Origin of the sequence: Dankookia rubra (genome assembly GCF_004355005.1) — a bacterium.
Lineage (GTDB): Bacteria > Pseudomonadota > Alphaproteobacteria > Acetobacterales > Acetobacteraceae > Paracraurococcus > Paracraurococcus ruber_A.
The window spans coordinates 32,297-56,007 of the sequence record NZ_SMSJ01000014.1; the positions used below are offsets into that span (position 1 = coordinate 32,297).

22 protein-coding genes and 2 pseudogenes are annotated in these 23,711 nt (G+C 69.0%); 10 read left to right on the forward strand and 14 right to left on the reverse strand.

Features of this window, described 5'->3' with window-relative positions; all coding sequences use genetic code 11:
* Positions 1-270: 270 nt before the first annotated feature.
* From E2C06_RS13120 to E2C06_RS13135, 4 genes are all read right to left on the reverse strand, one after another.
* Positions 271-2,451 (reverse strand): zinc-ribbon domain-containing protein, encoded by a 2,181-nt coding sequence (locus E2C06_RS13120; RefSeq protein ID WP_165982369.1) that lies wholly within the window; start codon positions 2,449-2,451, stop codon positions 271-273.
* A gap of 564 nt (positions 2,452-3,015) precedes the next feature.
* A complete protein-coding gene (locus tag E2C06_RS13125; protein ID WP_133289058.1) occupies positions 3,016-3,822 on the reverse strand; it encodes a sulfite exporter TauE/SafE family protein in 807 nt (268 codons plus the stop codon).
* Between the two features lie 71 nt (positions 3,823-3,893).
* Positions 3,894-4,250 carry a winged helix-turn-helix domain-containing protein gene (locus E2C06_RS13130; protein ID WP_133289059.1) on the reverse strand — a complete coding sequence of 119 codons (357 nt, stop codon included), beginning with the start codon at positions 4,248-4,250 and terminating at the stop codon, positions 3,894-3,896.
* Between the two features lie 182 nt (positions 4,251-4,432).
* On the reverse strand, positions 4,433-5,614 hold the full coding sequence (locus E2C06_RS13135) for a RelA/SpoT domain-containing protein (RefSeq protein WP_165982370.1): 1,182 nt from the start codon (positions 5,612-5,614) through the stop codon (positions 4,433-4,435).
* A 359-nt stretch (positions 5,615-5,973) separates the two neighbouring features.
* Between E2C06_RS13135 and E2C06_RS13140 the strand changes: the two are divergent.
* Positions 5,974-6,093: pseudogene (locus E2C06_RS13140) on the forward strand (IS481 family transposase); the annotation flags it as partial.
* A 106-nt stretch (positions 6,094-6,199) separates the two neighbouring features.
* Here the strand turns inward: E2C06_RS13140 and E2C06_RS37550 are convergent.
* Entirely contained in the window at positions 6,200-6,724 is a 525-nt protein-coding gene (locus E2C06_RS37550; RefSeq protein ID WP_193560455.1) for a helix-turn-helix domain-containing protein, read from the reverse strand.
* A 99-nt stretch (positions 6,725-6,823) separates the two neighbouring features.
* On the opposite strand from E2C06_RS37550, the gene E2C06_RS37555 reads away from it, so the two are divergent.
* From E2C06_RS37555 to E2C06_RS13180, 8 genes are all read left to right on the forward strand, one after another.
* A complete protein-coding gene (locus E2C06_RS37555) occupies positions 6,824-7,381 on the forward strand; it encodes a cupin domain-containing protein (protein ID WP_165982372.1) in 558 nt (185 codons plus the stop codon).
* Between the two features lie 237 nt (positions 7,382-7,618).
* Positions 7,619-7,954, forward strand: a complete 336-nt coding sequence (locus E2C06_RS13155) for an ArsR/SmtB family transcription factor (RefSeq protein ID WP_133289063.1) — start codon at positions 7,619-7,621, stop codon at positions 7,952-7,954.
* Between the two features lie 29 nt (positions 7,955-7,983).
* On the forward strand, positions 7,984-8,262 hold the full coding sequence (locus tag E2C06_RS41205) for an arsenate reductase/protein-tyrosine-phosphatase family protein (RefSeq protein WP_456305177.1): 279 nt from the start codon (positions 7,984-7,986) through the stop codon (positions 8,260-8,262).
* Positions 8,222-8,506 carry a hypothetical protein gene (locus tag E2C06_RS41210; RefSeq protein WP_456305178.1) on the forward strand — a complete coding sequence of 95 codons (285 nt, stop codon included), beginning with the start codon at positions 8,222-8,224 and terminating at the stop codon, positions 8,504-8,506. The genes E2C06_RS41205 and E2C06_RS41210 overlap by 41 nt, the downstream gene beginning before the upstream one ends.
* Positions 8,503-8,940 (forward strand): arsenate reductase (glutaredoxin), encoded by a 438-nt coding sequence (arsC, locus tag E2C06_RS13165; protein WP_206664528.1) that lies wholly within the window; start codon positions 8,503-8,505, stop codon positions 8,938-8,940. Before E2C06_RS41210 ends, arsC begins: the two co-directional genes overlap by 4 nt.
* A complete protein-coding gene (gene arsB, locus E2C06_RS13170) occupies positions 8,937-10,025 on the forward strand; it encodes an ACR3 family arsenite efflux transporter (RefSeq protein ID WP_456305179.1) in 1,089 nt (362 codons plus the stop codon). The genes arsC and arsB overlap by 4 nt, the downstream gene beginning before the upstream one ends.
* 77 nt (positions 10,026-10,102) lie before the next feature.
* Positions 10,103-10,678, forward strand: a complete 576-nt coding sequence (locus E2C06_RS13175; protein ID WP_133289065.1) for a GNAT family N-acetyltransferase — start codon at positions 10,103-10,105, stop codon at positions 10,676-10,678.
* A 4-nt stretch (positions 10,679-10,682) separates the two neighbouring features.
* A complete protein-coding gene (locus E2C06_RS13180) occupies positions 10,683-11,942 on the forward strand; it encodes an MFS transporter (RefSeq protein ID WP_133289066.1) in 1,260 nt (419 codons plus the stop codon).
* Between the two features lie 3 nt (positions 11,943-11,945).
* Here the strand turns inward: E2C06_RS13180 and E2C06_RS13185 are convergent, their stop codons facing one another.
* The 9 genes and pseudogenes from E2C06_RS13185 to E2C06_RS37560 all read right to left on the reverse strand — a co-directional run bounded on the left by E2C06_RS13185 (position 11,946) and on the right by E2C06_RS37560 (position 22,557).
* Complete coding sequence (locus E2C06_RS13185) at positions 11,946-12,509, reverse strand: hypothetical protein (protein WP_133289067.1); 564 nt, start codon at positions 12,507-12,509, stop codon at positions 11,946-11,948.
* A 31-nt stretch (positions 12,510-12,540) separates the two neighbouring features.
* Positions 12,541-13,800: an MFS transporter gene (locus tag E2C06_RS13190; protein WP_133289068.1), complete on the reverse strand. Its 1,260-nt coding sequence runs from the start codon at positions 13,798-13,800 to the stop codon at positions 12,541-12,543.
* Positions 13,797-15,179 carry an FAD-dependent oxidoreductase gene (locus E2C06_RS13195; protein ID WP_241671255.1) on the reverse strand — a complete coding sequence of 461 codons (1,383 nt, stop codon included), beginning with the start codon at positions 15,177-15,179 and terminating at the stop codon, positions 13,797-13,799. Before E2C06_RS13195 ends, E2C06_RS13190 begins: the two co-directional genes overlap by 4 nt.
* A gap of 127 nt (positions 15,180-15,306) precedes the next feature.
* A complete protein-coding gene (locus E2C06_RS13200; protein WP_241671256.1) occupies positions 15,307-15,645 on the reverse strand; it encodes a PadR family transcriptional regulator in 339 nt (112 codons plus the stop codon).
* Between the two features lie 326 nt (positions 15,646-15,971).
* Positions 15,972-17,411: pseudogene (locus tag E2C06_RS13205) on the reverse strand (IS1182 family transposase).
* Positions 17,412-17,633: 222 nt separating this feature from the next.
* Positions 17,634-19,349 carry an N-acyl-D-amino-acid deacylase family protein gene (locus tag E2C06_RS13210; RefSeq protein ID WP_133289071.1) on the reverse strand — a complete coding sequence of 572 codons (1,716 nt, stop codon included), beginning with the start codon at positions 19,347-19,349 and terminating at the stop codon, positions 17,634-17,636.
* 341 nt (positions 19,350-19,690) lie between these two features.
* Positions 19,691-20,641 (reverse strand): site-specific integrase, encoded by a 951-nt coding sequence (locus tag E2C06_RS13215; RefSeq protein ID WP_133289072.1) that lies wholly within the window; start codon positions 20,639-20,641, stop codon positions 19,691-19,693.
* A 445-nt stretch (positions 20,642-21,086) separates the two neighbouring features.
* Complete coding sequence (locus tag E2C06_RS13220; protein ID WP_133289073.1) at positions 21,087-21,593, reverse strand: Hsp20 family protein; 507 nt, start codon at positions 21,591-21,593, stop codon at positions 21,087-21,089.
* A gap of 643 nt (positions 21,594-22,236) precedes the next feature.
* A complete protein-coding gene (locus E2C06_RS37560) occupies positions 22,237-22,557 on the reverse strand; it encodes a hypothetical protein (RefSeq protein WP_165982373.1) in 321 nt (106 codons plus the stop codon).
* A gap of 557 nt (positions 22,558-23,114) precedes the next feature.
* Between E2C06_RS37560 and E2C06_RS13230 the strand changes: the two genes are divergently transcribed.
* The gene (locus tag E2C06_RS13230; protein WP_133289075.1) at positions 23,115-23,546 is read left to right on the forward strand and encodes a calcium-binding protein; all 432 of its coding nucleotides are present in this window, start codon (positions 23,115-23,117) and stop codon (positions 23,544-23,546) included.
* The last annotated feature ends 165 nt before the right edge of the window (positions 23,547-23,711 follow it).

Sequence of the window (23,711 nt, forward strand, 5' to 3'; positions counted from 1 at the left end):
AATTTCCGCGATGTAGCCGCAACCGTCTCCGCCGCTGCCGGCAAGGAGGCGAGCCCGGCATCTTAGCACCTTAGCACCGAGCCTCGAAGTGCCGCTAGTCGGCGCTGTGAGCATGGCGTGTGTTCGGCGACGGCGCCTAGCGTGCGTGATGTCTGCCCCCCTTGAGGGTTGAGAGCTGAAGTGCGGCCGAGGTCGACCTCCACACCTAGCGTAGAAGCGCAGGGGCACGGCTTCCTCGCTGACCCTTCCGCCGCGGATGGTCCGCTCCGCTCACGCGCTTGGCAAGGGTACGCGCCTGCGCTTCTCCCTTGGAGGCGGCCGGGTTCCCGAGGCAAGCCATGCCTCGGCCTCTGTTCTGAAATGGAGGATAGCCGCCTCCAGATCGTCGTCGCGCAGGTCCAGTTGGTGCCGCAGAGACTGCTGCGCGATGCCGAACCGCTCCGCTACCTGTGCGACGGAGCGGAACTCATGGCCGAACGCCACCATCTGCGTACTGAGCGGCAGCTTGTCGCCGTGCAACGCCTCGATCTCCGGCCACACCGCCTGGACCCTCGCTAGCGTCCACGGCTTGCCACGTAGCGTCGGCAGGCCCAGGCGGTTCAGCTCGTCGGCAATCTCCCTTTGACTCGCCCTGTTGCCGCACATCCGGACGAAGACAGGCAGGATGCACTCCCTGACCATGTCCTCCCATGCACTCCGCTGCTCCGCTCGGTGGTCCCGTAGCGCGCGGTTCCACCCCGCGCGGGCGCAGTGCGGGCAGCCCGACATGGTTCCGGTCGTTCTAGCGGCAGGCGGCGCGTCCCACTCGTGGGTGGGATCGGCGCGGCAAATCCACCAAGCGGGGGCGTTCGAGGCGTAGGCGACGTCCTCGGGCGTGATGCCGCCGTTCCTGGTCGGATGCCACTCCGCCGCAACGTCGGGACGCCTCTCGGCGAGGCTCCCGCCCTCCCGCGGCTTGCGGAGGTTCTTCAGCAGCTCGAGGTAGCGTGCCTCGGCCACGAAGGCGCCGCCAGCGGCGTAGTCCTCCAACGTCCGCCTTGCGCCAGCAGAAAGCTCGGCGTGCGCCAGCAGCTTGGTGACGAAGGCCGCCATCTCTTGGAAGATCAGAAGCCTGCCCGACACGTGGACGTCCCGCTCGGACAGGAGAGGTAGAGGCCGCTCGCGCATCCGGAAGAGCAGGTAACCGTTCGAGGTGAGGCGTCTCTGCTTCTCGGCGTCGCGGGACGCGCCCTTGGGTCCACCATGGAAAAACTGACCGTCGTACTCGAAGGCAATCCGCAGATCCGCCACGAGGACATCAGCCTCGTCACCATGCACCGCCTCCCTGTGGCGCACGCCGGGCAAGAGGCACGACATCTCGGACAGGACGCGCAGCTCGTTCCGTGACGACTGGTAGAAGCAATGGGGGCACCCGGTTCGGTTTTTGCCGGTGCGGGCTGAGACGACTGCTGGCCACTCATGCTCGGGGTTCACTGGGCAGAGCCACCACACCTTCTTCTTCGAGCCCCTCGAGATTTGGCTCGGACGAAGGTCCCCGTTCCTCGTCGGGTGCCACTGAGCCGCAATGTCCGGCTCCAGAGCTTCGAGGTTCGTCTTGGGGGTCACTCGCTTGCCGGAGCAGAAGGGGCAGCCGGTGCCAGTGGTCGCCGTCATGTTGGCCACCGACGCAGGCCACTCGTGGCCGGGGTTCACGGCGCAGCGCCACCAGACTTGCTTCTGGGAACGCGGCCTGAGGTCCTCGGGCCGCAGCCTCCCGTTCTTGGTTGGATGCCACCGCACCGCAACGTCGGGCCGCAGATCCGCAATGCTTTCCCCGGCGGCGGTTCTCTTGCCGTTGCAGAAGGGGCACCCGTTCCGGGCGCTTCTTGTCCGGTCGTACACGGCCGCTGGCCACTCGTGGCTAGGGTTCGCGGCGCAGCGCCACCAGACCTCTTTGTTTGATTGGACTGTCACGTCCTCAGGGCGCAGGTCGCCGTTCCTCTCCGGGTGCCACTCGGCAGCCGCGTCCGGCCGCAGAGCGGCGAGGCTTTCCTCCGGCACCACGCGCAGCCCCCTGCAGAAGGGGCAGCCGCGGCTTTTGCGGCGATTGGCCACAATGGCGTCCCAGACGTGCCGAGGATTCGATGGGCAGACCCACCAGGCTTTCCGGTTCGAGTGAGGTGACACGCCATCGGCGCGAAGGTCGCCGTTCCGCTCTGGGTGCCACTGCGCGGCTAAGTCCGGATCGGCGGCGGCGAAACTCTCATCCGAGAGAACCCGTAGCCCCTTGCAAAAAGGGCAGCCGTCCTCCGTCGTGCTCAGTGTCCTCGCCCCTATGATCGCGTCCCAAACGTGGCGCGAGTCCTTGGAGCACGTCCACCACGCGCGCTCCTGTGAGCCTGGAGTCACATCCTTGGGGCGCAGACCGCCGTTCCTCGTCGGATGCCAGCGTGCCGCCACTTCGGGACGCATGGCCGCCAGGGATCCTGGTGGCGGGCTGCGCGAGACGTCGCTTGTTGCATCAAAGCAAAGGCCCAGCGACGCTTGCCGTTCGTCCGCCGGTCGGTGTGCCCTCAGGGCACGCCGCGCTGGGGCGGCCGCAGTCGCAACAAGGTCGAGTCCAAGCGTGGATTGGTTTAATGTTGCGGCCTGGCGTGGCAGGCGTTGGCGTCGGCGTCGGGACATTCGTACGACTGTTTGGATGCTCGAAGTTTACGCCGTCCCCGGCCGTGCCGAAAGCTGTGGAAGTCGGAGGCGTCGCGCCGCGAAAGCGCGTGCCGCCCGTTCGGGGTTTGACCGCGAAGAACTTATTGGGACCATGGGCGAGCGGCTAGAATCCGCTTTAGAATGAAAACGAAATGCCAAAGAGGGGCGGGAAGCGGTCCCTCGATGCGGTTGCCCCTCCCCGAAGGCCCCGCTCCAGGCCGCCCGTGCTGACACCAGCGAAACAGGCCTATGCGAGGCGACAAGTGTGCGGAGCAGACCGCCCCGCAGTCGAGGCGTTTGGTAGCGTTTCGACATCGATGGCCGACGGGGTCAGTGCCGCCAGACCTTCACCGCGGAGATCAGCAGAATGGCGGCCAACAGCGGCAGCAGCAGGCCTGTCGGCACGAGACCGAGTAACTGACCACCGATGAAGCTGCCGATGAGAGAGCCCATCGCCATCGCAACGACGAAGCGGGCGTGCCGCCCGAGCACGGCGAAGCTGCTGTCGCGGCTGTAGCGGGTGAAGCCAACGACCATGGTGGGCAGGCTCACCGCAAGCGAGAGGCTGCCCGCCAGCCTCGGATCGGCGCCGAACAGCAGGATCAGGGTTGGAATGAGCAATTCACCACCCGCGACGCCCATCAGCGACGCCACCATGCCGATCCCGAAGCCGGCAACCACGCCGGCCAGGATCTGCGCGACGCCTGTGAGCATGGCCTCGCCGGCCGTTGCATCGTGGCCGAACAGCAGCACGGCCGCGATCAAGGCCAGCAGCACAGCCAGGATCCGGTAGAGCGTCTGCGAGCGGAGACGCGTCGCCCAGCCCGCCCCGATCCAGGCCCCGAGCAGGCTCCCGGCCAGCAGGTTGAGGATGACGGGCCACTCCGCCGCCACGGCCTCGAATGGCACCCAGCTCATGCGGAATGGCAGCGCCGACGCGACCACAACCAGGCTCATCGCCTTGTTGAGGATGACCGCCTCGAGCGCCGCAAAGCGGAAGATCCCGATCAGCAGCGGCAGGCGGAATTCGGCCCCGCCGAGGCCAATGAGACCGCCGAGCGTGCCGATGACGGCACTGCTGCCGAAGGTTGCCGGCAGCGACCGTACCTTCACCTGCGTCTCATCTGCCTGGGTCATGCCGTGCATCTCGATATGGTCAAACGACCATAGCGCTCTTCCCGGCGACACGGCGAGAGAGGAGACTGCCGTCAGACTTTTGGACCGGTCTCGGGCAGCGCGCGGGCAGCGATGGCCACCAGGTCGTCGTGAGCCAGCGCCAGCGCCTCCCGCTCGATCCGCCGGTAGTGGCCGATGAGTTCGGCCCCGAAGGCCGTGAGGCGGGCGCCACCACCACGCGCTCCGCCCTGCGCCGCGCTAACGACCGGCGAATCGAAGGCTTGGTTTATGCTGTCGAGCAGCGACCAGGCTCGCTTGTAGTCCATCCCCATGTCGCGGGCGGCGGCAGCAATCGAGCCGGTGTCGCGGATACTCTCCAGCAACGCCGCCTTGCCGGGGCCGATCCGCGCCCCGGACGCGAGCAGAATGCTGATCTTGAGTGTTGCCATCACCGGACCTTACCGAACCTTCAGGGCTAGAGCGCGGTCCTTGACCACCACGGGCGCACCGGGACATGGGGCCGGCACCTGCCCATTGGATGCCGGGGCGTGGCTCGGGAAGCGGGAAGGTCTGCTCCGGGTCGGACCTTCCCGTTGCGCCGCTGGCCATGGTTCACAGGGAGCAGAGGCGGTCAGCGGCGGAAGGAACGGTCCAGCCTGCTGCCTCTAAGCCAGGACAGATCGCCATAGGGGGCTAACTTGTGCTTCGGCGGCTGCCGCGCCGGGACAGCGTACTCGGTGGCGGCCCCGTCCTCGGTAATCTGCGCCAGCTGGCGCCCGAACTCCTCCACGTCGCCGAAGTAATTCGGGTACGCCGCCTTCAGGCTTTGGATCTTGTCCACCTCGACTAACACCACCGTCTGCCGCTCGCCGGCCCCGAGCTGGTCGCCGCGGACCTCCGCGCTCTCGTAGGACGCCGTTGCCATGCGGGGCGCGCTGTGCGGCTCGACGCGCACCGTGGCCGTCGCGTGGTCATAGCGGATAAGGAAGTGCGTCGGCTTGTAGTTCGGGTCGAGGGCCAGGTCCGTCCCGCGCACCCCGTGGCGGATTTGTTCGAGGTGCCTCGGCGCGTCGAGCTCGGCCGCCAGGCGGCGAATCTCCGCTATCCGCTCGGCCTTGCCGGGGATGCCCGGCGTCGGGGGACAACCCTCGGCCTCCGCGAACTCCGCCGAGACGAACGCGAAAAGGCGGAGCCACTCCGCGCTCCCCTCGCGGTTCTTGAGCCCCTCCCCGCGGAACAGGCCCACGGCTTCGACGGCGGTCGCCCAGGCGTGCTGGAGGCGCGTCCTGATTTGCACCTCGACACGCCGCCCGTCATACCTGCGTTCGGCGCCATTCTTGGCGCGGAACGCGACGATCAGGTGGTGGCTCCGGTACCCGTCCGTCTTCGGCCCAGCGATGTAGTCATCCTCCCAATGAAGCTCATGCCGAAGGTCGGTGCGCAGAGCGGCGACGAGCTCGCGCACATCCCTGATGTCGTCGAGGATGGCGCGGCAGCCGGCGAGGTCTTGAAGCTGGTTGAGCTTGCGGGGCGCCCGCAGGAGCTTGCCGCGGATGGCCTGCATTCGCTTGAGGCGGGCGGCGGTGATGCCGTGCACCCCTGCCGCCTTCATGTGGTGGACGACCGAGTAGCGTACGCTCCGCATCGGAAAACTGTGAAACTCGCGCCAGCCGTGCGCGACCTGGAACGCCCGCCGGATGCGGTCCTCGGTGTCCGGCGACCAGGCAAGCCCGCTGGCGATGACGTCGCCGGCGCGCGCCACCTCCTTGCCGCTGTGCTCGAAGCCGGGTTGGCAGGCTGCGCTCGGGTTCATTCGCGGGTTGTGTCGCACGCGCTCCGGAAGCTCTGGGGTCCCGCAGCGAATCGAGTCGCCGCTGCTGGGCCCGTGAATGATAGCCCAAAACGGCGCGCCGCGCATCCTGGCGGCGAAGGCGCGCGGGCCCCGCACGTTAGCGCGTTCCCGCGGGCCTCCCCAATCCCTCTTTCCGCATCGGGTCGCACCCTGCGGCAGCGCCCGTCCTCACGGAGCTACGACGAGGGAGGGCGGATACCGGTCATTCCCGATCGGCTGCTCGGGCCATCTCATTGCGACACCATGACGCAAGGTTGCCTGCCGGAGTGCGTAGTCCCGGGTCTGGTGGCGTGTTCTCTCGTAAGCGGGAGAACGCTGAGGCCGAGGAAGCGATCGTGGCCGAGTTCCGCCAGAGGACCCTCCTGCTGCTCGATAACGTCCTGGGCAGCTTGCGAGAAGCAATTCCGAGCTTCAGCCGCTCGGCGCGATATCGCTCCCTGGTGTGCCAGACATCTCCCGCTTGCTTCGCGATGAGCAGAAGGCATCGGAACGCGGTCGCTTCGCCGAGCCGCCGCCGGGATTCAGCCCGGCGAGGCGACCCCGCCGTTAACCGCGTTCGGTGACCAAATATATCAGCGCCTCCGCGTCCGGGTCGGGGTTCTCTATAGCGTGCGCGACATCGGTTCGGCAGCTGCAGCTGTCGCCAGCCGACAGCTCCGCCGTTTCCTCGCCCACGGTGACGCACAAGCGGCCTTCGGCGACATGGACATGCTCGATCGTGCCGGCCGCATGGCCGGGCGAAACGCCAAGGCTCGTCGCGGGCGGAATTCGGAAGCGCATTAGCTCGATCCGGCTGTCCGGCAGCGCTGGGCCCAGCCGGTCCCAGGGCGCAGGACGCGCGCCGTGCGCCGTCGCGCCCTGGCGCAGCACGCCGATGCGGGAAGCGGCGCCGTCACCGCCTTCGACCAGCGCGGCGACGCCGACACCAAGCGCGCGCGCCAGCCGGACCACCGTCACGACGGTCGGCGATTTCGCTCCCCGCTCGATGTCCGAGATCATGGACGCCGAGATGTCGCTGCGCGCCGCCAGGTCGCGCAGGCTGAGCCTTGCCGCCTCGCGGTGGTGCTTCACGGCCTGGCCGGTGCGGCCGAGGATGTCGTCCTCTAAAGTTGACATATTGTCCTTTATAGTGCACGACGGACCCTGCCGGCAAGGCGAGGAGACAAGGCCATGGACAGGATCGAGTTCGAGACGGCGCTCCGCCAGGACGGGTTCCGTCCCGTCAACACCAGCCAAGCGCCGAACCTGATCACCCCCAATCACTGCCATGACTTTGACACCCGGGTCCTGGTGCTCGGCGGCGAGATCACGATCACCCGTGACAACGCGGCGACCGCCTTCCGCGCTGGCGAGTGCTTTGAGGTCCCGGCAGGCTCCATGCACGCCGAGCATGTCGGGTCGGAGGGCGTCGCTTTGCTCGCGGGTCGCCGGCGCCATGGGGTCCTGACCGCCGCCGCCTTTGAGAGCGACCTGCGGCGCGAGGGCTTCGAGGTGGTGCATGGCGGGCTGAAAGCGGGTTCAGGCGAGGAGCTTCACGCCCATGACTTCGACGCCCGCATCATGGTGCTGGGCGGGGAGATCACGGTCTGCCGCGACAACACCGCTATGACCTTCAAGGCGGGCGAGCATTGCGAAATTCCCGCGGGTTGCGTTCACGCAACCCAGGTCGGTCCGGAGGGCGTCGCATTCATGGTGGGCAATGCTTACCGCCGAGCCGCGGCAACCTGATTCGGCCGACGTGCCGACTGGGCTGCGGCTAAAGGCCGGTGGGCGTGTCGGCTGCGACCTAATCGGGCGGAAAGCCGACCCTGAGGGCTTACGGCTTGCCCGAGCGCCGGGCGGTCGATGACGAGCCCAAACGGCCCGCTCCCACCGAATCTGACGCTTCGACAATCCTTGAATTGTCGTTTGAGATGTGGCCAGGATACCTATAGTTCGATTTTTATCGAAGGATGGGATCCACCCATGGACGCCACATCGGCTGTCGCCGCCTTCGCCGCTTTGGCGCATGAGCATCGGCTCGCGGCATACCGTCTGCTGGTCGAGGCCGGCCCAGACGGATTGTCTGCAGGCGCCATTGCGGGGCAGCTCGGCCTGCCCCCGTCCAGCCTGACCTTCCACCTCCAGCAGCTGCTGCATGCCGGCCTCGTCAGCCAGCGCCGGGCCAGCCGCCAGATCATCTACGCCATGGTCGCAGTGGCTATGAACGGGCTGATGGCCTTCCTGACCGAGAACTGCTGTGGAGGCCAAGCCTCCTGTGCTCCGGCCTGCGCCCCGGCAGAGCTTTCCCTCAGCGCATAGCCAGACCTCCGCGGCCTGAGGGCATCGCCATGACCGACAAGACCTACAACGCGCTATTCCTCTGCACCGGGAACAGCGCCCGCTCGATCCTGGCCGAGGGTCTGCTGGATCATTGGGGCCGCAGACGCTTTCACAGCTACAGCGCGGGCTCCTTCCCCGAGGGGCAGGTACGACCCGAGGTGAAGGCTGCTCTCCGAGGCGGGCATGCGCACAGAGGGGCTTCGGTCGAAAAGCTGGGACGAGTTCGCCAGGCCGGATGCGCCGGTGATGGACTTTGTCTTCACCGTCTGCAACCAGGCTGCGGGTGAGGTCTGCCCGGTCTGGCCTGGCCAACCCGTCACCGCCCATTGGGGCATCCCGGATCCTGCGGCCGTCGACGGCTCGGAAGCAGAGCGCATGCTCGCCTTCCGCGAGGCGTTCCGAGCACTCGAGACCCGCATCAAGCTGTTCCTTAGCCTGCCCATCGCTTCCTTGGACCACCTGGCCTTGACTAGGAAGGTCGAGGAGATCGGCCGCCTTGGGACGCGCAACACCGAGGGGAAGGCATCGTGACCGTCACCGTCTACCACAACCCGGCCTGCGGGACGTCCCGCAACACGCTGGCGCTCATCCGCAACAGCGGTGTGGAGCCCGAGGTTATCGAGTACCTGAAGACGCCGCCCTCTCGGGAGATCCTGGCCGACCTCATCCGCCGCATGGGCGCCCCGGTGCGCGACGTCCTCCGCCAAAAGGAAACCCCCTACGAAGAGCTCGGCCTCGGCGACCCGTCCCTGACCGAGGACCAGTTGCTCGACGCCATGATGGCGCACCCCATTCTCATCAACCGGCCCATTGTGGTGACCCCGCTCGGCGTGAAGCTCTGCAGGCCCTCCGAGGCGGTGCTCGACATTCTGCCGAACGCGCAGCGCGGCGCCTTTGCCAAGGAGGACGGCGAGCAGGTCGTGGACGCGTCCGGAAGACGCGTCTCGAAGGGAGAGGCGGCATGAGCGTGGTCGCCCGGGGCGAGGCCGCCATCCAGCGCCGTCGGGAGGCGATGGGCACATTCGAGCGCTATCTTACCCTCTGGGTCGCGCTCTGCATCGTCGCGGGCCTCGCGTTCGGCGCCGTCATGCCCGGCGTTTTCCACGCCCTCGGCGGGCTGGAGGTGGCACAGGTCAACCTGCCCGTTGCGGCACTCATCTGGCTGATGATCGTGCCAATGCTGCTGCGAGTGGACTTCACCGCGATGAAGCAGGTCGCGCGGCACTGGCGTGGCATCGCCGTCACCCTCGGGGTGAACTGGCTGGTGAAGCCCTTCTCCATGGCCCTGCTGGGCTGGCTCTTCATCGGCTGGCTGTTCCGGCCCTGGCTGCCCGAAAACCAGATCGACAGCTACATCGCCGGGCTCATCCTGCTCGCCGCCGCCCCTTGCACGGCCATGGTGTTCGTCTGGTCGCGCCTGACCGACGGTGAGCCAAACTTCACCCTGTCACAGGTGGCGTTGAACGACGCCATCATGGTGGTCGCCTTCGCGCCGGTCGTCGGCCTCCTGCTCGGCCTGTCGGCCATCACGGTGCCCTGGAACACGCTGCTGCTTTCGGTGGTCCTCTACATCGTCGTCCCGGTTGTCGCGGCGCAGCTCTGGCGGCAGTCCCTGCTCGCCTCGGGCGGCGACGCGGCCCTGCAGCGCACGCTGAAGGCGCTTCACCCAGTGTCGCTGGTCGCGCTGCTGGCCACGTTGGTCCTGTTGTTTGGGTTCCAGGGCCAGCAGATCCTGGCGCAGCCGCTGGTCATCCTCCTGCTCGCGGTGCCCATCGTCATCCAGGTCTACCTGAACGCGGGCATCGCCTACCTGCTGAACCGCCAGTGCGGCTCGGCCCACAGCGTCGCCGGGCCGTCCGCCCTGATCGGCGCCAGCAACTTCTTCGAGCTCGCCGTCGCCGCCGCCATCAGCCTGTTCGGGTTCGAGAGCGGCGCGGCCCTCGCCACCGTGGTCGGCGTGCTCGTCGAGGTGCCCGTGATGCTGTCGGTGGTCCACATCGTCATGCGCACGCGAGGCTGGTACGACCGCGGGGCGCGCAGGGCGGCCTGACGGTCCCAGACCATGAGGGCGCGGCGCCTGTATATTTGCTCTTTTGCGAAACGGACGGGTGCCGCAGGCTCCGGGGCATGGACACCCACGACCTCTCCCCGGCCAGCAGGCCGCTCCCGACCCTCCGCGTCAGGCCATCGACGGAGGCCGACGTCGGCGCCATCGCCGCCATCTACGGGCACCACGTCCTGCACGGCACGGCCAGCTTCGAGACCGAGGCGCCCGGGGAGGAGGAGATGCGGCGCCGCCGGGCCGACATCCTCGCCCGCGGGCTGCCCTACCTGGTCGCGGAGGACGGCGACGGCACGGTCCTCGGCTACGCTTACGCCAGCGCCTACCGACCGCGCGCCGCCTACCGGAACACGGTCGAGAACTCCGTCTACGTGCGGCACGACATCATCGGCCGCGGCATCGGCCGCCTGCTGCTCGCCGAGCTGATCGCCCGCTGCGAGGCGCTCGGGCTGCGGCAGATGGTCGCGGTGGTGGGGGACAGCGCCAACGTCGCGTCGGTCCGCCTGCACGAGGCCTTCGGCTTCCGCCTCATCGGCACGCTGAGCGCGGTCGGCCGCAAGCACGGCCGCTGGCTCGACACCGTGCTGCTCCAGCGCCAGCTCGGCGAGGGCGACCGGACGGATCCCGCCGAGGGCGGCTGACGCCATGCGGATGGGCCGACCTGGAACAGCCTCCGCTTGGACGGCGCCCGCCGCGGGCAGCCCCGCCTTCGTCGCGGCAATCGTCGTGGCGCAGGTGTTGACCCAGATCGGCGCCTTCACTCTCCCGGCCCTGCTGCCCGGCTACATCGAGCGATGGAGCCTGTCGAAGACCGAGGCCGGGTGGCTCGTCGGCATCTTCTTCGCCGCCTACGTCCCCGCTGTCCCGGTGTTGCTCTCCCTGACCGACCGTGTCCCGGTGCGCCGCGTCTACCTCGTCGGCACCGGCCTGACGGCGCTCTCGCACCTCGGCTTCGCCTTCCTGGCGGAGGGGTTCTGGTCCGGGCTGCTGATGCGGGCGCTGGCAGGTGTCGGCTGGGCGGGCGCCTACATGGTTGGCCTCAAAGCACTCGCCGACCCGCTGGAGGGCGCGGCGCAGTCGCGGGCCGTCTCTTGGCACGCCGCCGGGGTCGGCATCGCAGGCGCCGTCTCCTTCGCCGCCGCCAGCCTGTTCGACGCCCTGGGCGGGCCGAGCGCCGCCTTCGCATTCGGCGGCGTCGCCGCGGCGATCGCTTTCGCCATAGCCGCGGCCGTGATGCCCCGTGACCTGCCGCAGCGTCCGGATGCGGCCCCGCGTGGGGCGCTCCTCGGCTTCCGGCCCGTCTTCCGGAACCGCCGGGCGATGGCGTGGATAGTCGGCTACACGGTCCACACCTGGGAGATGGCCGCCCTGCGCGGCTGGGCCGTGGCGTTTCTGGCCGCGACGGCGGCCCGGCTCGGCGCGCCCGGGTGGATGCCGTCGCCCGCCGTTCTCTTCACCGTAGCGGGCCTTGCGGGCGTCGCGGTCTCCGTCACTGGGAACGAGGTCGCGCAGAAGTACGGCCGCTCGCGGGTGGTGCTATGGGCGATGACGGCTGCGGCCGCGCTGTCTGTGGCCACGGGGTGGACGACGGGCGTCTCCGTCGTGTTGGCCACCACCGTTGTCGTGCTCTGGAACGTCGCCATCTATCTCGACAGCGCGTCGCTGACCGCCGGGACGGTGCAGGCGGCCGACAAGCACCTCCGGGGCGCCACCATGGGCCTGCACTCGATGGCAGGCTACGCGGGCGGGTTCCTGGGGCCGCTCGGGGTGGGGTTCTTCCTCGACCTCGCGGGCGGCGACGGCGTGCTCGGCTGGGGACTGGCTTTTGGGCACCTCGCGGTGGTGACGCTCGCCGGACTTGCCGTCCTGCGGCGGCTCGGCCAAGCGCACCAATCATCCGGTTGACGGCTACAGCGGGACGTCGCTGAGCGAGAGCAGGAAAACTTCGTGCATGGCCCCTGGCCTACCTCCACCTTCGTCGCGCCACGCGAGGGCGTGGAGGTAGCGGCGGCGCTGGTGGCCCTCGATCAGCCAATAGTGGGCTTCCGGCCGCTCGCCCATGTTCGTCAGGAGGCCGCCCGGGGCCTCCAGGATGACCGGCGGGATGTTCCAGGTCCCGGTCGCGTCCATCGTCCGGCCCGGCTCGAAGCCCTTGCCGTGGAACACTTCGTAATTGAACTCGGGATGCTGATCGCTGTCCGGCCAGCCCCAGGCGACCTCCTGCAGGATGCGCTCCGTGGACCATCGTTCGAGGCGGCACGAGAGTCGTTCGAGTGGGAGGTGGCAGAACGGGGAATGCCGCCAATACTTGTAGACCCACTGCTCCGCAACGAGCGGATGCAGATTCGCCAAGCGATGGCGGACTCTCGCCCACCAGGTTTCAAACGGCTCCTTGTCGACACCGCTTTCCCCAATCGGCTCCAGCGAGGCATCCCAAGCGAGGGCGTGGCGCGGACGAACATCAACCAGCATGGGGCCGCAGTAGATGGATCTGAAACACACCTCAAGCAGGTGGCGCTCGCGGTGGATCAGGTGCCCGCGTCCTGCCTCTGAGCGCCATCGCCACTAGGGGCAAGACGAGCCCGACGTGCAGCAGCGCCGCCGCGAACAGGAAGACCAGCGTCCCGTTCGGCCCGACGCGTTCCAGCAGCCACGTCCCGACCATCGGAGCCGCGGCCGTTGCCAGCAGGGTCGGCAGCCCGATGCGGCCCATGAGGATGGCGTAGCCCTCGCGGCCAAACATCGCCAAGGGCACCGTCCCGCGCACGATGGAGCGGATGCCGCTGCCCATGCCGTAGAGCACGATGCAGGCGGGCGCGATGCCCGGCGCGGCGACGAGCAGGCCGAGGCCGACCGCGACCAGCACCGACGAGGCGACTAGGCTCCAGACCGGGTGCGCCTTCTTGCCGAAGGTCATCTCGAGCACGCGCCCGCCGACCTGCGCCGGGCCAATCAGCGCGCCGAGGCCGACCGCCGCGGCGAGCGCCACGCCCTGGGCTTGCAGCAGCATGAGCAGGTGAACGCCGACGACCGTCATGGTGCCGTAGGCGAGGGTGAAGCCCGCGGCGAGCAGGAGGAAGGCGGCGCGCTGCTCCGGCCCCACGTGCCCGGGCGGCGGCGCATCCGCCGTGGCGGGCTTCGGCGGTCGCTCCTCCTCGCGCGGGAGGACGAGCAGGTAGAGGGGCAGCACCACCGCGACGAGGAGCGCCGCGTAGGTCAGGCAGGCGCCGCGCCAACCGAGATGGGCGGCGAGGAAGGCGGTCAGCGGCCAGCAGACCGTCGACGCGAAGCCACCGAACAGCGTGACCTGGGTGATGGCCGGGCGCGCGTCCTCGCCGTAGAGCCTGCCGAGCGTCGAGAACGCGGGGTCGTAGAGGCCGCAGCCCATCCCAAACCCGATGACGACCCAGGCTGCGACGAAGAGCGGCAGCGTCGGAGCGACGCCGATGCCGAGCAGGCCGAGGGCGAGCAGGACGGCGCTCGCCCCCAGCACTGGGCGGCCGCCGTGGCGCTCGATGAGGTGTCCGACCCGGGGCGACACCAGGCCAGAGACCAGCAGGCCGACGGAGAGCGCGCACACCACCCAGCCGAGCGGCCATCCCGTGTCAGCGGCGATCGGCCCGGCCAGGACTGCGGGCAGGTAGTAGCTGCTCCCCCAGGCCAGGATCTGCGCGACGCCGACGGCCGAGACGACCATCAGCCGCGGGCGGCTTGCGGCCGGATCCGCCGGGGCCGCGCCCCGGGCAGCGGCAACTTGGCTCATTCGGCCGGTTCGACCTGGGCGATGTCCCGGCGGGCCCCGCTCCCGCAGCAGGGCGCGTCCTCGGCCAGCTTGGGCTTCGGCGCGCAGCAGCTGCCCTGGGGCGTCGCGGGCGTGCAGCAGGAGAACTCGGCCTCCGCCGTCCCGGGGAGCACCCGACTGGAGCTACAGACGCCGGTCTGGGGCAGGTCGAGCTCGACCCGGCGCGCCGCTTCGACGTCGCCCGCGAGGAAGGCGGCGATGGAGCGCACCTGCTCGTAGCCGGTCGCGAGCAGGAAGGTCGGCGCCCGGCCGTAGGAGGCCATCCCCGCCAGGAACAGGCCCGGCTCGGGCTGCGCCAGCTCCTCGGCGCCGTGCGGCCGGACGGTGCCGCAGGAGTGCAGGTTTGGGTCAATGAGCGGCGCCAGCACCCGCGGGCACTCCAGCGCTGGGTCGAGGTCCGTTCGAACCTCGCGCAGGATGCCGAGGTCGGGCCGGAGGCCGGTGGCCACCACCATCTCATCGACCTCGACGGCGCGCCCCTCCGCGCTCAGCACGGTCAAGGAACCGCCGTCCCGACGCCGGATCTCATCCACAGCGAAGGGGGCCAGCAGCTCGACCTCGCCGGTCTCGACTAGGTGCCGCAGCCGCTGCCCTAGGACGCCGCGTTCGGGCAGCTGGTCGGCGGCGCCGCCCCCGTAGGCCCGCGTCAGGTCAGCGCTCCGCGCCGCCCAGAGGACGGTCGTGCCGGGCACATGGCGCGCCAAGTCGGCGAGGTCGATGAGGGTGCCGACGGCGGAGTGGCCGGAGCCAACCACCAGCGTCCGCCTGCGGCCGAAGCGGCGGCACTCGGCGCCGAGGACGTCGGGCATGCCGTAGCGGATCCGGTCGGCCGCCTCGCGCTCGCCGAGGGCGGGCAGGCCAGAAGACCCGGCCGGGCTCGGGTTGCCCCAGGTGCCGGTGGCGACGATGACGGCACGGACGAGGAGGCGGCCCTGCTTTCCTTCCGGGTCCGCAAACCGCACTTCGAAGGGCTGCCGCTCGCGCCCGGCGTCGCGCACCTTGCCGGCACCGGCGCGGGCGACGCCGGTCACCCGGGCGCCCAGCCACAGGCGCGGCGCCAGCTCCGGCAGGCGGGCGAGCGGCTCCAGGTAGCCCTCGGCGAGGTCGCGGCCGGTCGGGAACGCCTCCAGGTCCGGCGCCGTCCAGCCGTGCTGCTCCAGCAGGGCGCGGGCGGCCTTGTCGATGTTGTAGCGCCAGGGGCTGAACATGTAGACGTGGCCCCAGTCCCGGGGCGCCGCGCCGACCAAGGGCGCCGCCTCGAGGACGACCGGCTCCAGTCCGCGCTCCAGCAGGTGCGCTGCGGCGGCGAGTCCAACCGGGCCACCGCCGATGACGACCACTGGTAGTTGAGCGATGTCAGTTGGGACTCCGGTCCTGGTTTCAGTGCGGCGGGCGCTGGAGCAGCAACTCATCCTAGATCCTCCGTCGGCATGCCTCGATGGGCGATGTATAGGAGCAAATGAGAGCTCAGCAGTTGCAGCCATGCCCCTTCCCCTCGCGGGCGGTGGCGGCACGGCCGGTTTCGGTAAGCGCTGTGGTGGCGTCCATCCATGCCTCCAGCCCGATACGGAAGGCTTCACGGCCCCTCTCGGTCAGGGTGTAGACCTTGCGCTCGCGGCCGGAGACGACCTCGGTTTCCGAGGTGACGTAGCCGCCCTGCTCGAACTCGCGCAGCGTTGGGTAGAGGGCACCCTCGGAAGGAGAGCAGCAGCCACGGGTCGTGCGCTCGACCGCCCGGGCGATGTCGTAGCCGTGGGCTGGACCATCGTGCAGCACCTGCAGCACGAAGAAACGGCTGAGAGCCATCTTGATCGTCCCAGCCCAGTACGCGCGGTCTGTGAAGTCTGGGGGCGGCCGGGGGGCGGCACGGATGGCTGGCTGCTCAGACATATCGAGATCCTATGCCTCGGATGGCGATGCTTCAAGTATGAAGATGGCTGAACCGCCGCTTTGGGTCGAGGCCGTGTGAGAACGCGGATTTCCGGCTCACGACAGTCCGTGAAGTGGCTCTGGCGGGACGCGAGGCCGAAGGAAACGGCGTCCGCGACGTTTTTTGCGGTCCGCGCTTTTGTGGGACTGGTTGAGGCGAGCAACAAGGACGGCCGTGTCCGTGTGTCGCCTGGCGGGTCCTATCAGGCCCGGATGGCCGCCATCAGCGGCCCGACACCCAGGATGGCGATCACCCGTTTCATGTTGTAAGCCAGCACGTGCAGGCTCATCTCCGTGCTGACCCGCTTGAGGGTGCGGGTGAGGAAGTGAGTGGCGCCCATCCAGGCCTTCAGCGTGCCGAACGGGTGCTCGACCGTCTGCCGCCGCACCCGCATGGTATCCGGTCGCTGGTCCAGCCGGCGCTGCATGGCATCCAGCACGCCCTCGTGCTCCCAACGTGTGACGCGACGCATCTTGGCCGGCGTGCACTGGGCCTTGATGGGGCAGTCCGGGCACTTGGTAGTCCAGTAGTGCCGCAGCAGCTTGCCATTCTCGTCGATGCGGTTGAACCACTATTTCATGGTCTCGCCAGCGGGGCACCGGTAGGCGTCCTGCTCGGGCAGGTAGACAAAGTCCTGCTTGCCGAAGCGTCCATCGGCCTTGGCACCGGAGGTCATCGGCTTGGGTACGAGCGGTGTGTTGCCGGCCTGGTCGCAGGCAACGATCTCCTCGCCGTCGAAGTAGCCCCGGTCCGCGATGACCGTAAGCACCTCGTGGCCCATCGCCTCGCACGCCTGCTTCGACATCCCTGACAGCTGGGCGCGGTCGTGACCGACATTGGTCACCTCGTGCGCCACGATCAGGTGGTGCTTGGTGTCGACGGCGGCCTGCACGTTGTAGCCGACGATGCCGGTTCCCCGGCCGCTCGTTGCCATCGAACGGGCATCCGGATCGGTCAGCGAGATCTGCTGGTCCGGCGCGGTGCGGACAGCTGGCTCCATGTCGCGGAACCGCTGCACCTGCTCGCGGAGCGAGGCGATCTTCTCCTTCAGCCGGGCCGACTTCGCCTTCAGGACCTCATCCTCATGCCGATCGGCCGCCTCCATCGCGGCCAGGTAGCGCGCGATGCTGGCCTCGATCTGCTCGATCCGCTTCTGCAGCTTGTAGGGCGTGAAGTTCTTGTCGCGGTTGTTGACCGCCTTGAACTTGCTGCCATCCACCGCGACCACCGCCTCGGAGAACAGGTTGAGCTTGCGGCAGATCAGCACGAACTGCCGGCAGGCTGCCCGGATCGCCGGACCATTGTCCTTGCGAAAATCGGCGATGGTCTTGAAGTCGGGCGTCAGCCGGCCCGTCAGCCAGATCAGCTCGAGGTTGCGCTGCGTCTCGCGCTCCAGCCGCCGGCTCGACTGGATGCGGTTGAGGTAGCCGTAGAGATAGATCTTCAGCAGCGTCGCCGGATGATAGGCGGGGCGGCCGGTCGCCTCGGGCACCACGCCCTGAAAGCCCAGGGCCGCCAGGTCCAGCGCATCCACGAAGGCCTCGACTGCCCGAACCGGGTTGTCCTCGGCCACGTAATCGTCCACGCAGTCGGGGAGTAGCGTCGTCTGCCGGCGGTTACCACCCTCGACGAAGCGCTTCATCCCGGTTCACCCTGATCAGCACGTCGCCAGCCTATCATTCCAGGCTGTTTTCACACACCCTCGGTCGATCCCGGCGGAAGCCGGAGGGCGGCCACACTACCGCGCAGATGCGCGGAGAGTACGCCTTCGCGTGCCAAGCGGGCCGCATTCGCGACCTCGGCCGGTGTGTGCCGGCCGCAGGTCAGGAAAGCACGAGGCAAGCACGCGGAAGGGCGCCGCCGGCTACTCCGCTCGGAGCAGCACGCCGGGCCGCGCCCCCGTCTCCTCACCCTCCTCAAAGACCGGCAGGCCGGAGACCATCGTCATCCCGTAGCCCTCGACGCGCTGGATCAGCCGCCGCCCGCCGGCGGGCAGGTCGGTGACCATCTCCGGGTGGTGCGCACGGAGCCCTGCGAGGTCGATCAGGTTCAGGTCCGCCTTCAGCCCCGGCGCCAGGCGGCCGCGGTCGGAGAGACCCATGAAGTCCGCCGTCTCGCTGGTCATGCGCTTCACGACGAACTCCAGCGGCAGGCGCGGCCCGCGGGCACGGTCGCGCACCCAGTGGGTCAGCATGAAGGTCGGGATTGCGCCGTCACAGATCGACCCGCAATGCGCGCCGCCGTCCGACAGGCCGAAGACGGTGTGCGGGTCGCAGAGCAGGTCGCGGATCACCGCGTGGTCGCCGGTCGCATAGTTGGCCAACGGGAAGAAAAGCATCTGCCCGCCGTCTCCGGTGGTCAGGTAGTCGTAGCAGTAGGCCTGCGGCGTCTGGCCCGCACGCGCGGCCATGGCGGCGATGCTGCGCTCGTCGGTCGGCTCGTAGTTCGGCGGCTCGCCAAGCACGAACATCCCCTCCCAGCGCGTGGCGATGAAGCGGGAGAGGGGTGGCAGCAGCCGCAGCAGGCGAGGCGAGGCGTCCTCGGCAAGGATGCGCGCGCGCGTCGCCGGATCGCGGAGGCGGGCCAGCCGCTGCGGCAGCGGCAGGGTGGCAAGCTCCGCGAAGCTCTCGCGCAGGATGAAGGGGTTGAGGTCGGTCGAGAGGCCGAGCAGCAGTCCCGCCGGTCGGCCGCCGACCTGTCCGGTCAGCGCAAGCCCCTCGGCGCGGGCGGCGCGGATGGCCGCGGTGATGCGCGGCAGGCGCGCGCGGTCATGCGCGCGGTCGAAATGCAGGAAGTAGAGCGGCCGGCCGCTGGTGCGGGCGAAGTCGCGCATCCAGGCGAACTCGGCGTCCACGTCCTCGAAATCGGCATTGAGGCCGAGCGCGCCACGGCCTGCGGCCCTGAGCGCGCGCGCCAGCCCCATCAGCTCCGCATGGTCGGAATAGCGCCCCGGCACCTGCTCCCCGGCGCGGGTCATGTGCTGGTCGGTGCGGCTTGTCGTGATGCCGAAGGCGCCGGCGCGCAGAGCCTCGGCGGCAAGGCGCTCCATCGCGGCGATGTCCTCGGCCGTTGCCGCTTCGCGCCGGATCGCGCGCTCGCCCATGACGTAGACGCGGAGTGGATGGTGGGCGAGCTGCGTGCCGACATCGACGGTGCGAGGCATGCGGCCCAGCGTGTCGAGGTACTCGCCGAAGCTCTCCCAGTCCCAGCGCAGGCCTTCCGTGAAGACAACGCCCGGGACCTCTTCGACGCCCTCCATCAGATCGATCAGCGCTTGGTGGTGCTCGCGGCGGGCCGGGGCGAAGCCAACGCCGCAGTTGCCGAAGATCACCGTGGTCACGCCGTGGTTCGAAGAGGGCCGCAACACCGGGTCCCAGGTCGCCTGGCCATCATAATGGGTGTGAATATCGACCCAACCCGGCGTGACCAGCCGGCCACCGGCGCGGACCTCCCGCCGCCCGGCCGCGGCCTTGCCGCCGACTTGAACAATCCGATCGCCCTCGACGGCAAGGTCGCCGGCGAAGGGCGCGGCGCCCGTGCCGTCCACGATCAGCGCGTCGCGGAAGACGATGTCGTGCATGGCGGTTCTCCCCTGGATTTCAGAGGAGTGTGTCAGGCGAGGCGGCGCCTGTCACACCAACCCTGGTGAGGCGTGCCCTGCGGCGGACGCAGTCGGCTGACCGCCCGAATGGGCGCGGCGGCAAGTGCCGCCCAGCCAAGCCGCCGGAGACGGCAGCTGATTGGGGCTACGACCGCGCCAGCAGCGCTAGCGGCTGGCGGGTTGGCGCTCGGCGTGAGTTTATGTGAGACATGCTGGAGAGTTTCCGTTGGGTCGAACTCGGCGGCTCCGGAAAACTCGGTCCAGAGCCTGTCCAAGCTGCGCAACGAGAGCGACCGCTTGGTCCTCCACGCTGCCCGGCGCTACAGCCCGACCAGTCCGGCCGGGCTCTCGCCGACGAGTTTGGCGCGGCGGACATAGCCGCGCATGGTGCGGATGTCCTTGTGGCGGCTGTGCTCCATGATGGCCTCGTCGCGCGCGCCCGCCTGGTAGGCCTCGGTGATGAAGCCCGCGCGCAGCCCGTGCAGCGACAGCCGCTCGAGCCCGGCGGGCTTGATGCCGGCCAGGCCCAGCCGTCGGGCCAGGATCCTGGGCAGGGCATAGGGGTGCAGCGCGGCGGTCTCCACGGTGCCCCAGCGATCGATCTTGCGGAACACCGGGCCGTAGCGGCAGTCGCTGGCCTGCAGCCAGGCCTCCATGGCCCGCACCGGGCAGGTCTCGGGCTTCTTGCCGCGCGGCAGGCCGAGCTCGGCCCCCCTGCCCTGCTGGTCGGCCTTGGCGCGCGGGATCAGCAGGCGAAGGCCCTCGGGCGTGAACGTCAGGTGCTCGCGCTGCACCCTGACCAGCTCGCTCCGCCGCAGCGCGGCCGCGAAGCCGAGCAGCAGGAGCGCCCGGTCGCGGGTGCCGGTCAGGCCATCGCTGCAGGTGGCGACCAGCTTGCGGATCTCGGCGGTGCCGATCGCCGCGGCGCGGCGCTGGGGTGTGCCGTGCTGGCGGGCGATGCCGGCGAGGGTGTCGCGCAGGGCCGGGTGCGACCCCGACCAGGGGTGGCCGGCCATGCGGTGGGCCCGGCCGATGGCGGCGAGCCGGCGGCGCAGGGTGGCGCCGGCATGGGTGGTGGCGAGCGCCGCCAGGTAGCCGGCCACGGTGACCGGTGCGGCCGGCAGGGACGCCACGCCCTTCGCGCCGCACCACGCCGCGAAGTCGGCCCAATCGGCGGCGTAGGCGGCCAGCGTCGCCGGCGCGAGGGCGGCCCGGGCGTAGCCGGCGGCGCGGGCGCGGTCGGCATCGGGCAGCGGGACGAGCTCGGACATACGGCCAATTCCAGCAGCTTGTGGGAATTGGGGCAAGTGCCAATACAGGCTCCAGAAGGGCTCTTCTGGAGCGTGAGCGCGTCAGGGCGCGGCGGCGCCAGGGCGGCAGACATGCCGGGATTGCGTAGCAGACGCCTCGCCGATGGCGAGGCGCCGCTCCCGGAATGCGGCCTTATCAGAGGTGAGGCGGGCAGAGCCGGAGAACACCTGCGGCTGGCAGGGCGCTTGTGGGGAGCGTGAAAGACGGACCCGCCGCCCGGACGCTGATCGCGCGACACGGTCGCAGCCCTCCTGGCCATCATAGCCGGCCGAGAACCAAGCGAAACCCGTGCTGAGTAGTCACGGCAAAGGCTCCGTCGCCCCTGACGGAAAACTGGACAGCCCCGCCGCATGACAAGGCGGCGGGGCAATGTTTGCCACAGCAGAAGCCAGTCGCTCGCAGGACCTACGCGACCTGTGCCTGCCCCTCAACTTGGCGCTGTGGCTGCGGGCCGCGGAGCACGTTGTTTCCGGCACTGCCGACCTCGATCCGGCGCGGCCGCATCGCCTCGGGTATCTCGCGCTTGAGCTCGATCGTGAGCAGACCATCGGCGAGATCGGCGCTCGCCACCTTCACATGGTCGGCCAGCTCGAAGCGGCGCTCGAAGGAGCGGCCGGCGATACCGCGATGCAGCACTTGGCGCTGCTGCTCACCACCGCTTGCCTCGGCGCGGCTCCGCCGCTCGCCCGTGACGACCAACATGTTCTGCTGGGCCACCACGTTCAGGTCGTCGGGCTTGAAGCCGGCCACCGCGAGCGTGACACGGTAGCTGTCCTCGCCGGTCCGCTCGATGTCATAGGGCGGGTAGTTCTCGTCGACGCCGCCGTGCGCCGCGTGCTGCAGCAGGTCGAACATCCGGTCGAAGCCAACGGTCGATCGGAACAGCGGGCTGAAGTCATACTCGGTCCTCATCTCCACATCCTCCTTGCGAAGCAACATGGACACGGGCGGCGCCGAATTTCCGGCAGCTCCCACCGGACCCCATTCGGGCGTCCGGCGGCCATGAATCAAGGATTGCTGGAGCGTCGTTCAAGGCCCTCGCGACGGCTTAATTGCAGCAGGACGGCTATCGCGGGGCATCCACCAAAGCAGCCTTGGCGTGGTCTGGCGGCGGCCAGCGTCATCCGCGTGCGCTGGCCGTTCCCCGTGTCATCAATCACACCCCTGGGTCGCTGCCGCTTGGGACGTTCAGCACACTGGCGCCTAAATGACGACTGCCTTCTCGGTCAGTTACTCAGCAAAGGATGATGGGCCGTGCCCCACCCTCACCGTTTCGAAATGCGGCACGCCAATGTACTGCGCGCTAATCTCGGCGTCATCGGTCATGAGGCGCGATCGTGGATGATCACCGCTCGCGGCGAGAGCTAATCGACCTTGCCGGCATGCGGTTCGGCCATTTGCTGGTGATCGAGCGGGCCGAGAGGCCGACCACCAGCAGCCCGAGCAAAATAGCTGACGGTTGGTGGCGCTGTAGCTGCAGCTGCAGCGCCGAGGTGGTCCTGCGTGGTGCTCGCATTCGGCAAGGCACCTGGACTTGCCGCGACCATCGTTATTCCTAAACTCCGGCGTCGCCGGGCGCGCCCGGTACGTGCACCCCCAGCCGCGTTGCCGCGGCCTGGAGAAGTGCCACGTCACCCTCGCGCCACTGATGTCGGGTGAGTAGGCTAGTCGCTTCGCGCGCCGGCATACCGAGGGCCTCGCCGATCGCGGTTGGCGCGGTGATGCCGCGCTCCTCTAGCTCCCGGCCGATCAGCATGCGTAGGCGGATCGTGGTCAACCGGTCGGCCTGACGGGCGCGGCGTTCCTCGGGTTTGAGTTTGGGCGTCGCGGGGGACGATGGCGGCGGCTGATCGTGGCTCGGGTCCATGCGCTTCAAGTAGTCACGGTGATGGCTGCCATCACCCTTGCCGCCCAGATCCCTGCCCTTCCCCGCACCTGACCCCACCACCGATGGTTTCGCGTTCCCGCGGAACCGTCGCAGTCCGCGGACCTTCAGCCGCCGATCGAAGAGGCTCGGCGTCTTCGGCTGCTCTCCAAAACTGACGGTTGGGCCGCCCTGGAATATGGATGCGCGCACCGCGGACGACCGCTGACCGGCAAGCCGTGCGGGACGCCATATCGCAGCCTTATCGTCCGTCACAACCCGCGCTGAACCAAAGTGTATCGGCCAGCGGCAGGTAGCAGCGCAGCCGCACCGTGCTGTCCGGGCCAATGGCGTCGGGGTCGCCGCTGGTCATGCCAGCCCCTTCGGCACCGTCCGCATGTAGGCCGGCAGCCGGCGAAACTGGGGCTCCCCGCTGCGCGACCGCAGGGCATGTTCATCTACCCAGATCAATCGCGTATGCGTGCTCATATATTCCCGCAGCAAAGCGCTGCCCAGGTGCTTGCCTCGATGCGGGACGGCGTCTCGCCGTCCCGCGGGAGGCATGAGCCATGGCAATCTTCACGGGTGGTCAGGCGGCCGACACGCTGATTGGGGGCCTCGGGCCTGATGTCTTCATCTTCGGTCGCAATCTCGAGCCCTTCGCTAGCGACCCACCAACGGCTGACACCGGCGTTGGGCCGGGCAACCGCGATGTCATCCTGGACTTCCAGGACCATGCCGACCGGATCGACCTGACTCATTACCTGAACCCCTTCGCCGGGCCGGACGGTCAGCCGCCGGCAGTCTTCCTCGGCAGGCATCCCTTCGAGGCGACAGACGCGCTGCAGGTGCGCTACGAATTCGAGCACGGCAATTCGATCGTGCAGATCGTCTCACCCTTCGGCGCTCCGCCCTCTGGGACGGTGCCGTCGGGCCCGACCCAGGAGATCGAACTGACTGGCATCCATCATCTTCGCCCCGGCGACTTCATCCTGGCCTGAGCTGCGAAGAGCTGGCCGGCCACAGCGCATCGCAGGCCCAAATGGGCTGCGATGCGCTGTGGCCGCTGATTTCCGGCGCGTCCGTTCCTGGCGGAGGTCGAACCGGCGTGGGAGCGGCTCGGCTGCTGACCTGCCCGGCCTGCGGCTGATAGCAGCGCCGGCAAG

Bases quoted from the DNA above. Each gene is read 5' to 3' on its own strand.
- E2C06_RS13120 (WP_165982369.1), bottom strand. From the start codon at position 2,451: ATGCGTCCCGAAGTGGCGGCACGCTGGCATCCGACGAGGAACGGCGGT.
- E2C06_RS13125 (WP_133289058.1), bottom strand. From the start codon at position 3,822: ATGACCCAGGCAGATGAGACGCAGGTGAAGGTACGGTCGCTGCCGGCA.
- E2C06_RS13130 (WP_133289059.1), bottom strand. From the start codon at position 4,250: ATGGCAACACTCAAGATCAGCATTCTGCTCGCGTCCGGGGCGCGGATC.
- E2C06_RS13135 (WP_165982370.1), bottom strand. From the start codon at position 5,614: ATGAACCCGAGCGCAGCCTGCCAACCCGGCTTCGAGCACAGCGGCAAG.
- E2C06_RS37555 (WP_165982372.1), top strand. From the start codon at position 6,824: ATGGACAGGATCGAGTTCGAGACGGCGCTCCGCCAGGACGGGTTCCGT.
- E2C06_RS13155 (WP_133289063.1), top strand. From the start codon at position 7,619: ATGGACGCCACATCGGCTGTCGCCGCCTTCGCCGCTTTGGCGCATGAG.
- E2C06_RS41205 (WP_456305177.1), top strand. From the start codon at position 7,984: ATGACCGACAAGACCTACAACGCGCTATTCCTCTGCACCGGGAACAGC.
- E2C06_RS41210 (WP_456305178.1), top strand. From the start codon at position 8,222: ATGGACTTTGTCTTCACCGTCTGCAACCAGGCTGCGGGTGAGGTCTGC.
- arsB (WP_456305179.1), top strand. From the start codon at position 8,937: ATGAGCGTGGTCGCCCGGGGCGAGGCCGCCATCCAGCGCCGTCGGGAG.
- E2C06_RS13175 (WP_133289065.1), top strand. From the start codon at position 10,103: ATGGACACCCACGACCTCTCCCCGGCCAGCAGGCCGCTCCCGACCCTC.
- E2C06_RS13180 (WP_133289066.1), top strand. From the start codon at position 10,683: ATGCGGATGGGCCGACCTGGAACAGCCTCCGCTTGGACGGCGCCCGCC.
- E2C06_RS13185 (WP_133289067.1), bottom strand. From the start codon at position 12,509: ATGCTGGTTGATGTTCGTCCGCGCCACGCCCTCGCTTGGGATGCCTCG.
- E2C06_RS13190 (WP_133289068.1), bottom strand. From the start codon at position 13,800: ATGAGCCAAGTTGCCGCTGCCCGGGGCGCGGCCCCGGCGGATCCGGCC.
- E2C06_RS13200 (WP_241671256.1), bottom strand. From the start codon at position 15,645: ATGGCTCTCAGCCGTTTCTTCGTGCTGCAGGTGCTGCACGATGGTCCA.
- E2C06_RS13210 (WP_133289071.1), bottom strand. From the start codon at position 19,349: ATGCACGACATCGTCTTCCGCGACGCGCTGATCGTGGACGGCACGGGC.
- E2C06_RS13215 (WP_133289072.1), bottom strand. From the start codon at position 20,641: ATGTCCGAGCTCGTCCCGCTGCCCGATGCCGACCGCGCCCGCGCCGCC.
- E2C06_RS13220 (WP_133289073.1), bottom strand. From the start codon at position 21,593: ATGAGGACCGAGTATGACTTCAGCCCGCTGTTCCGATCGACCGTTGGC.
- E2C06_RS13230 (WP_133289075.1), top strand. From the start codon at position 23,115: ATGGCAATCTTCACGGGTGGTCAGGCGGCCGACACGCTGATTGGGGGC.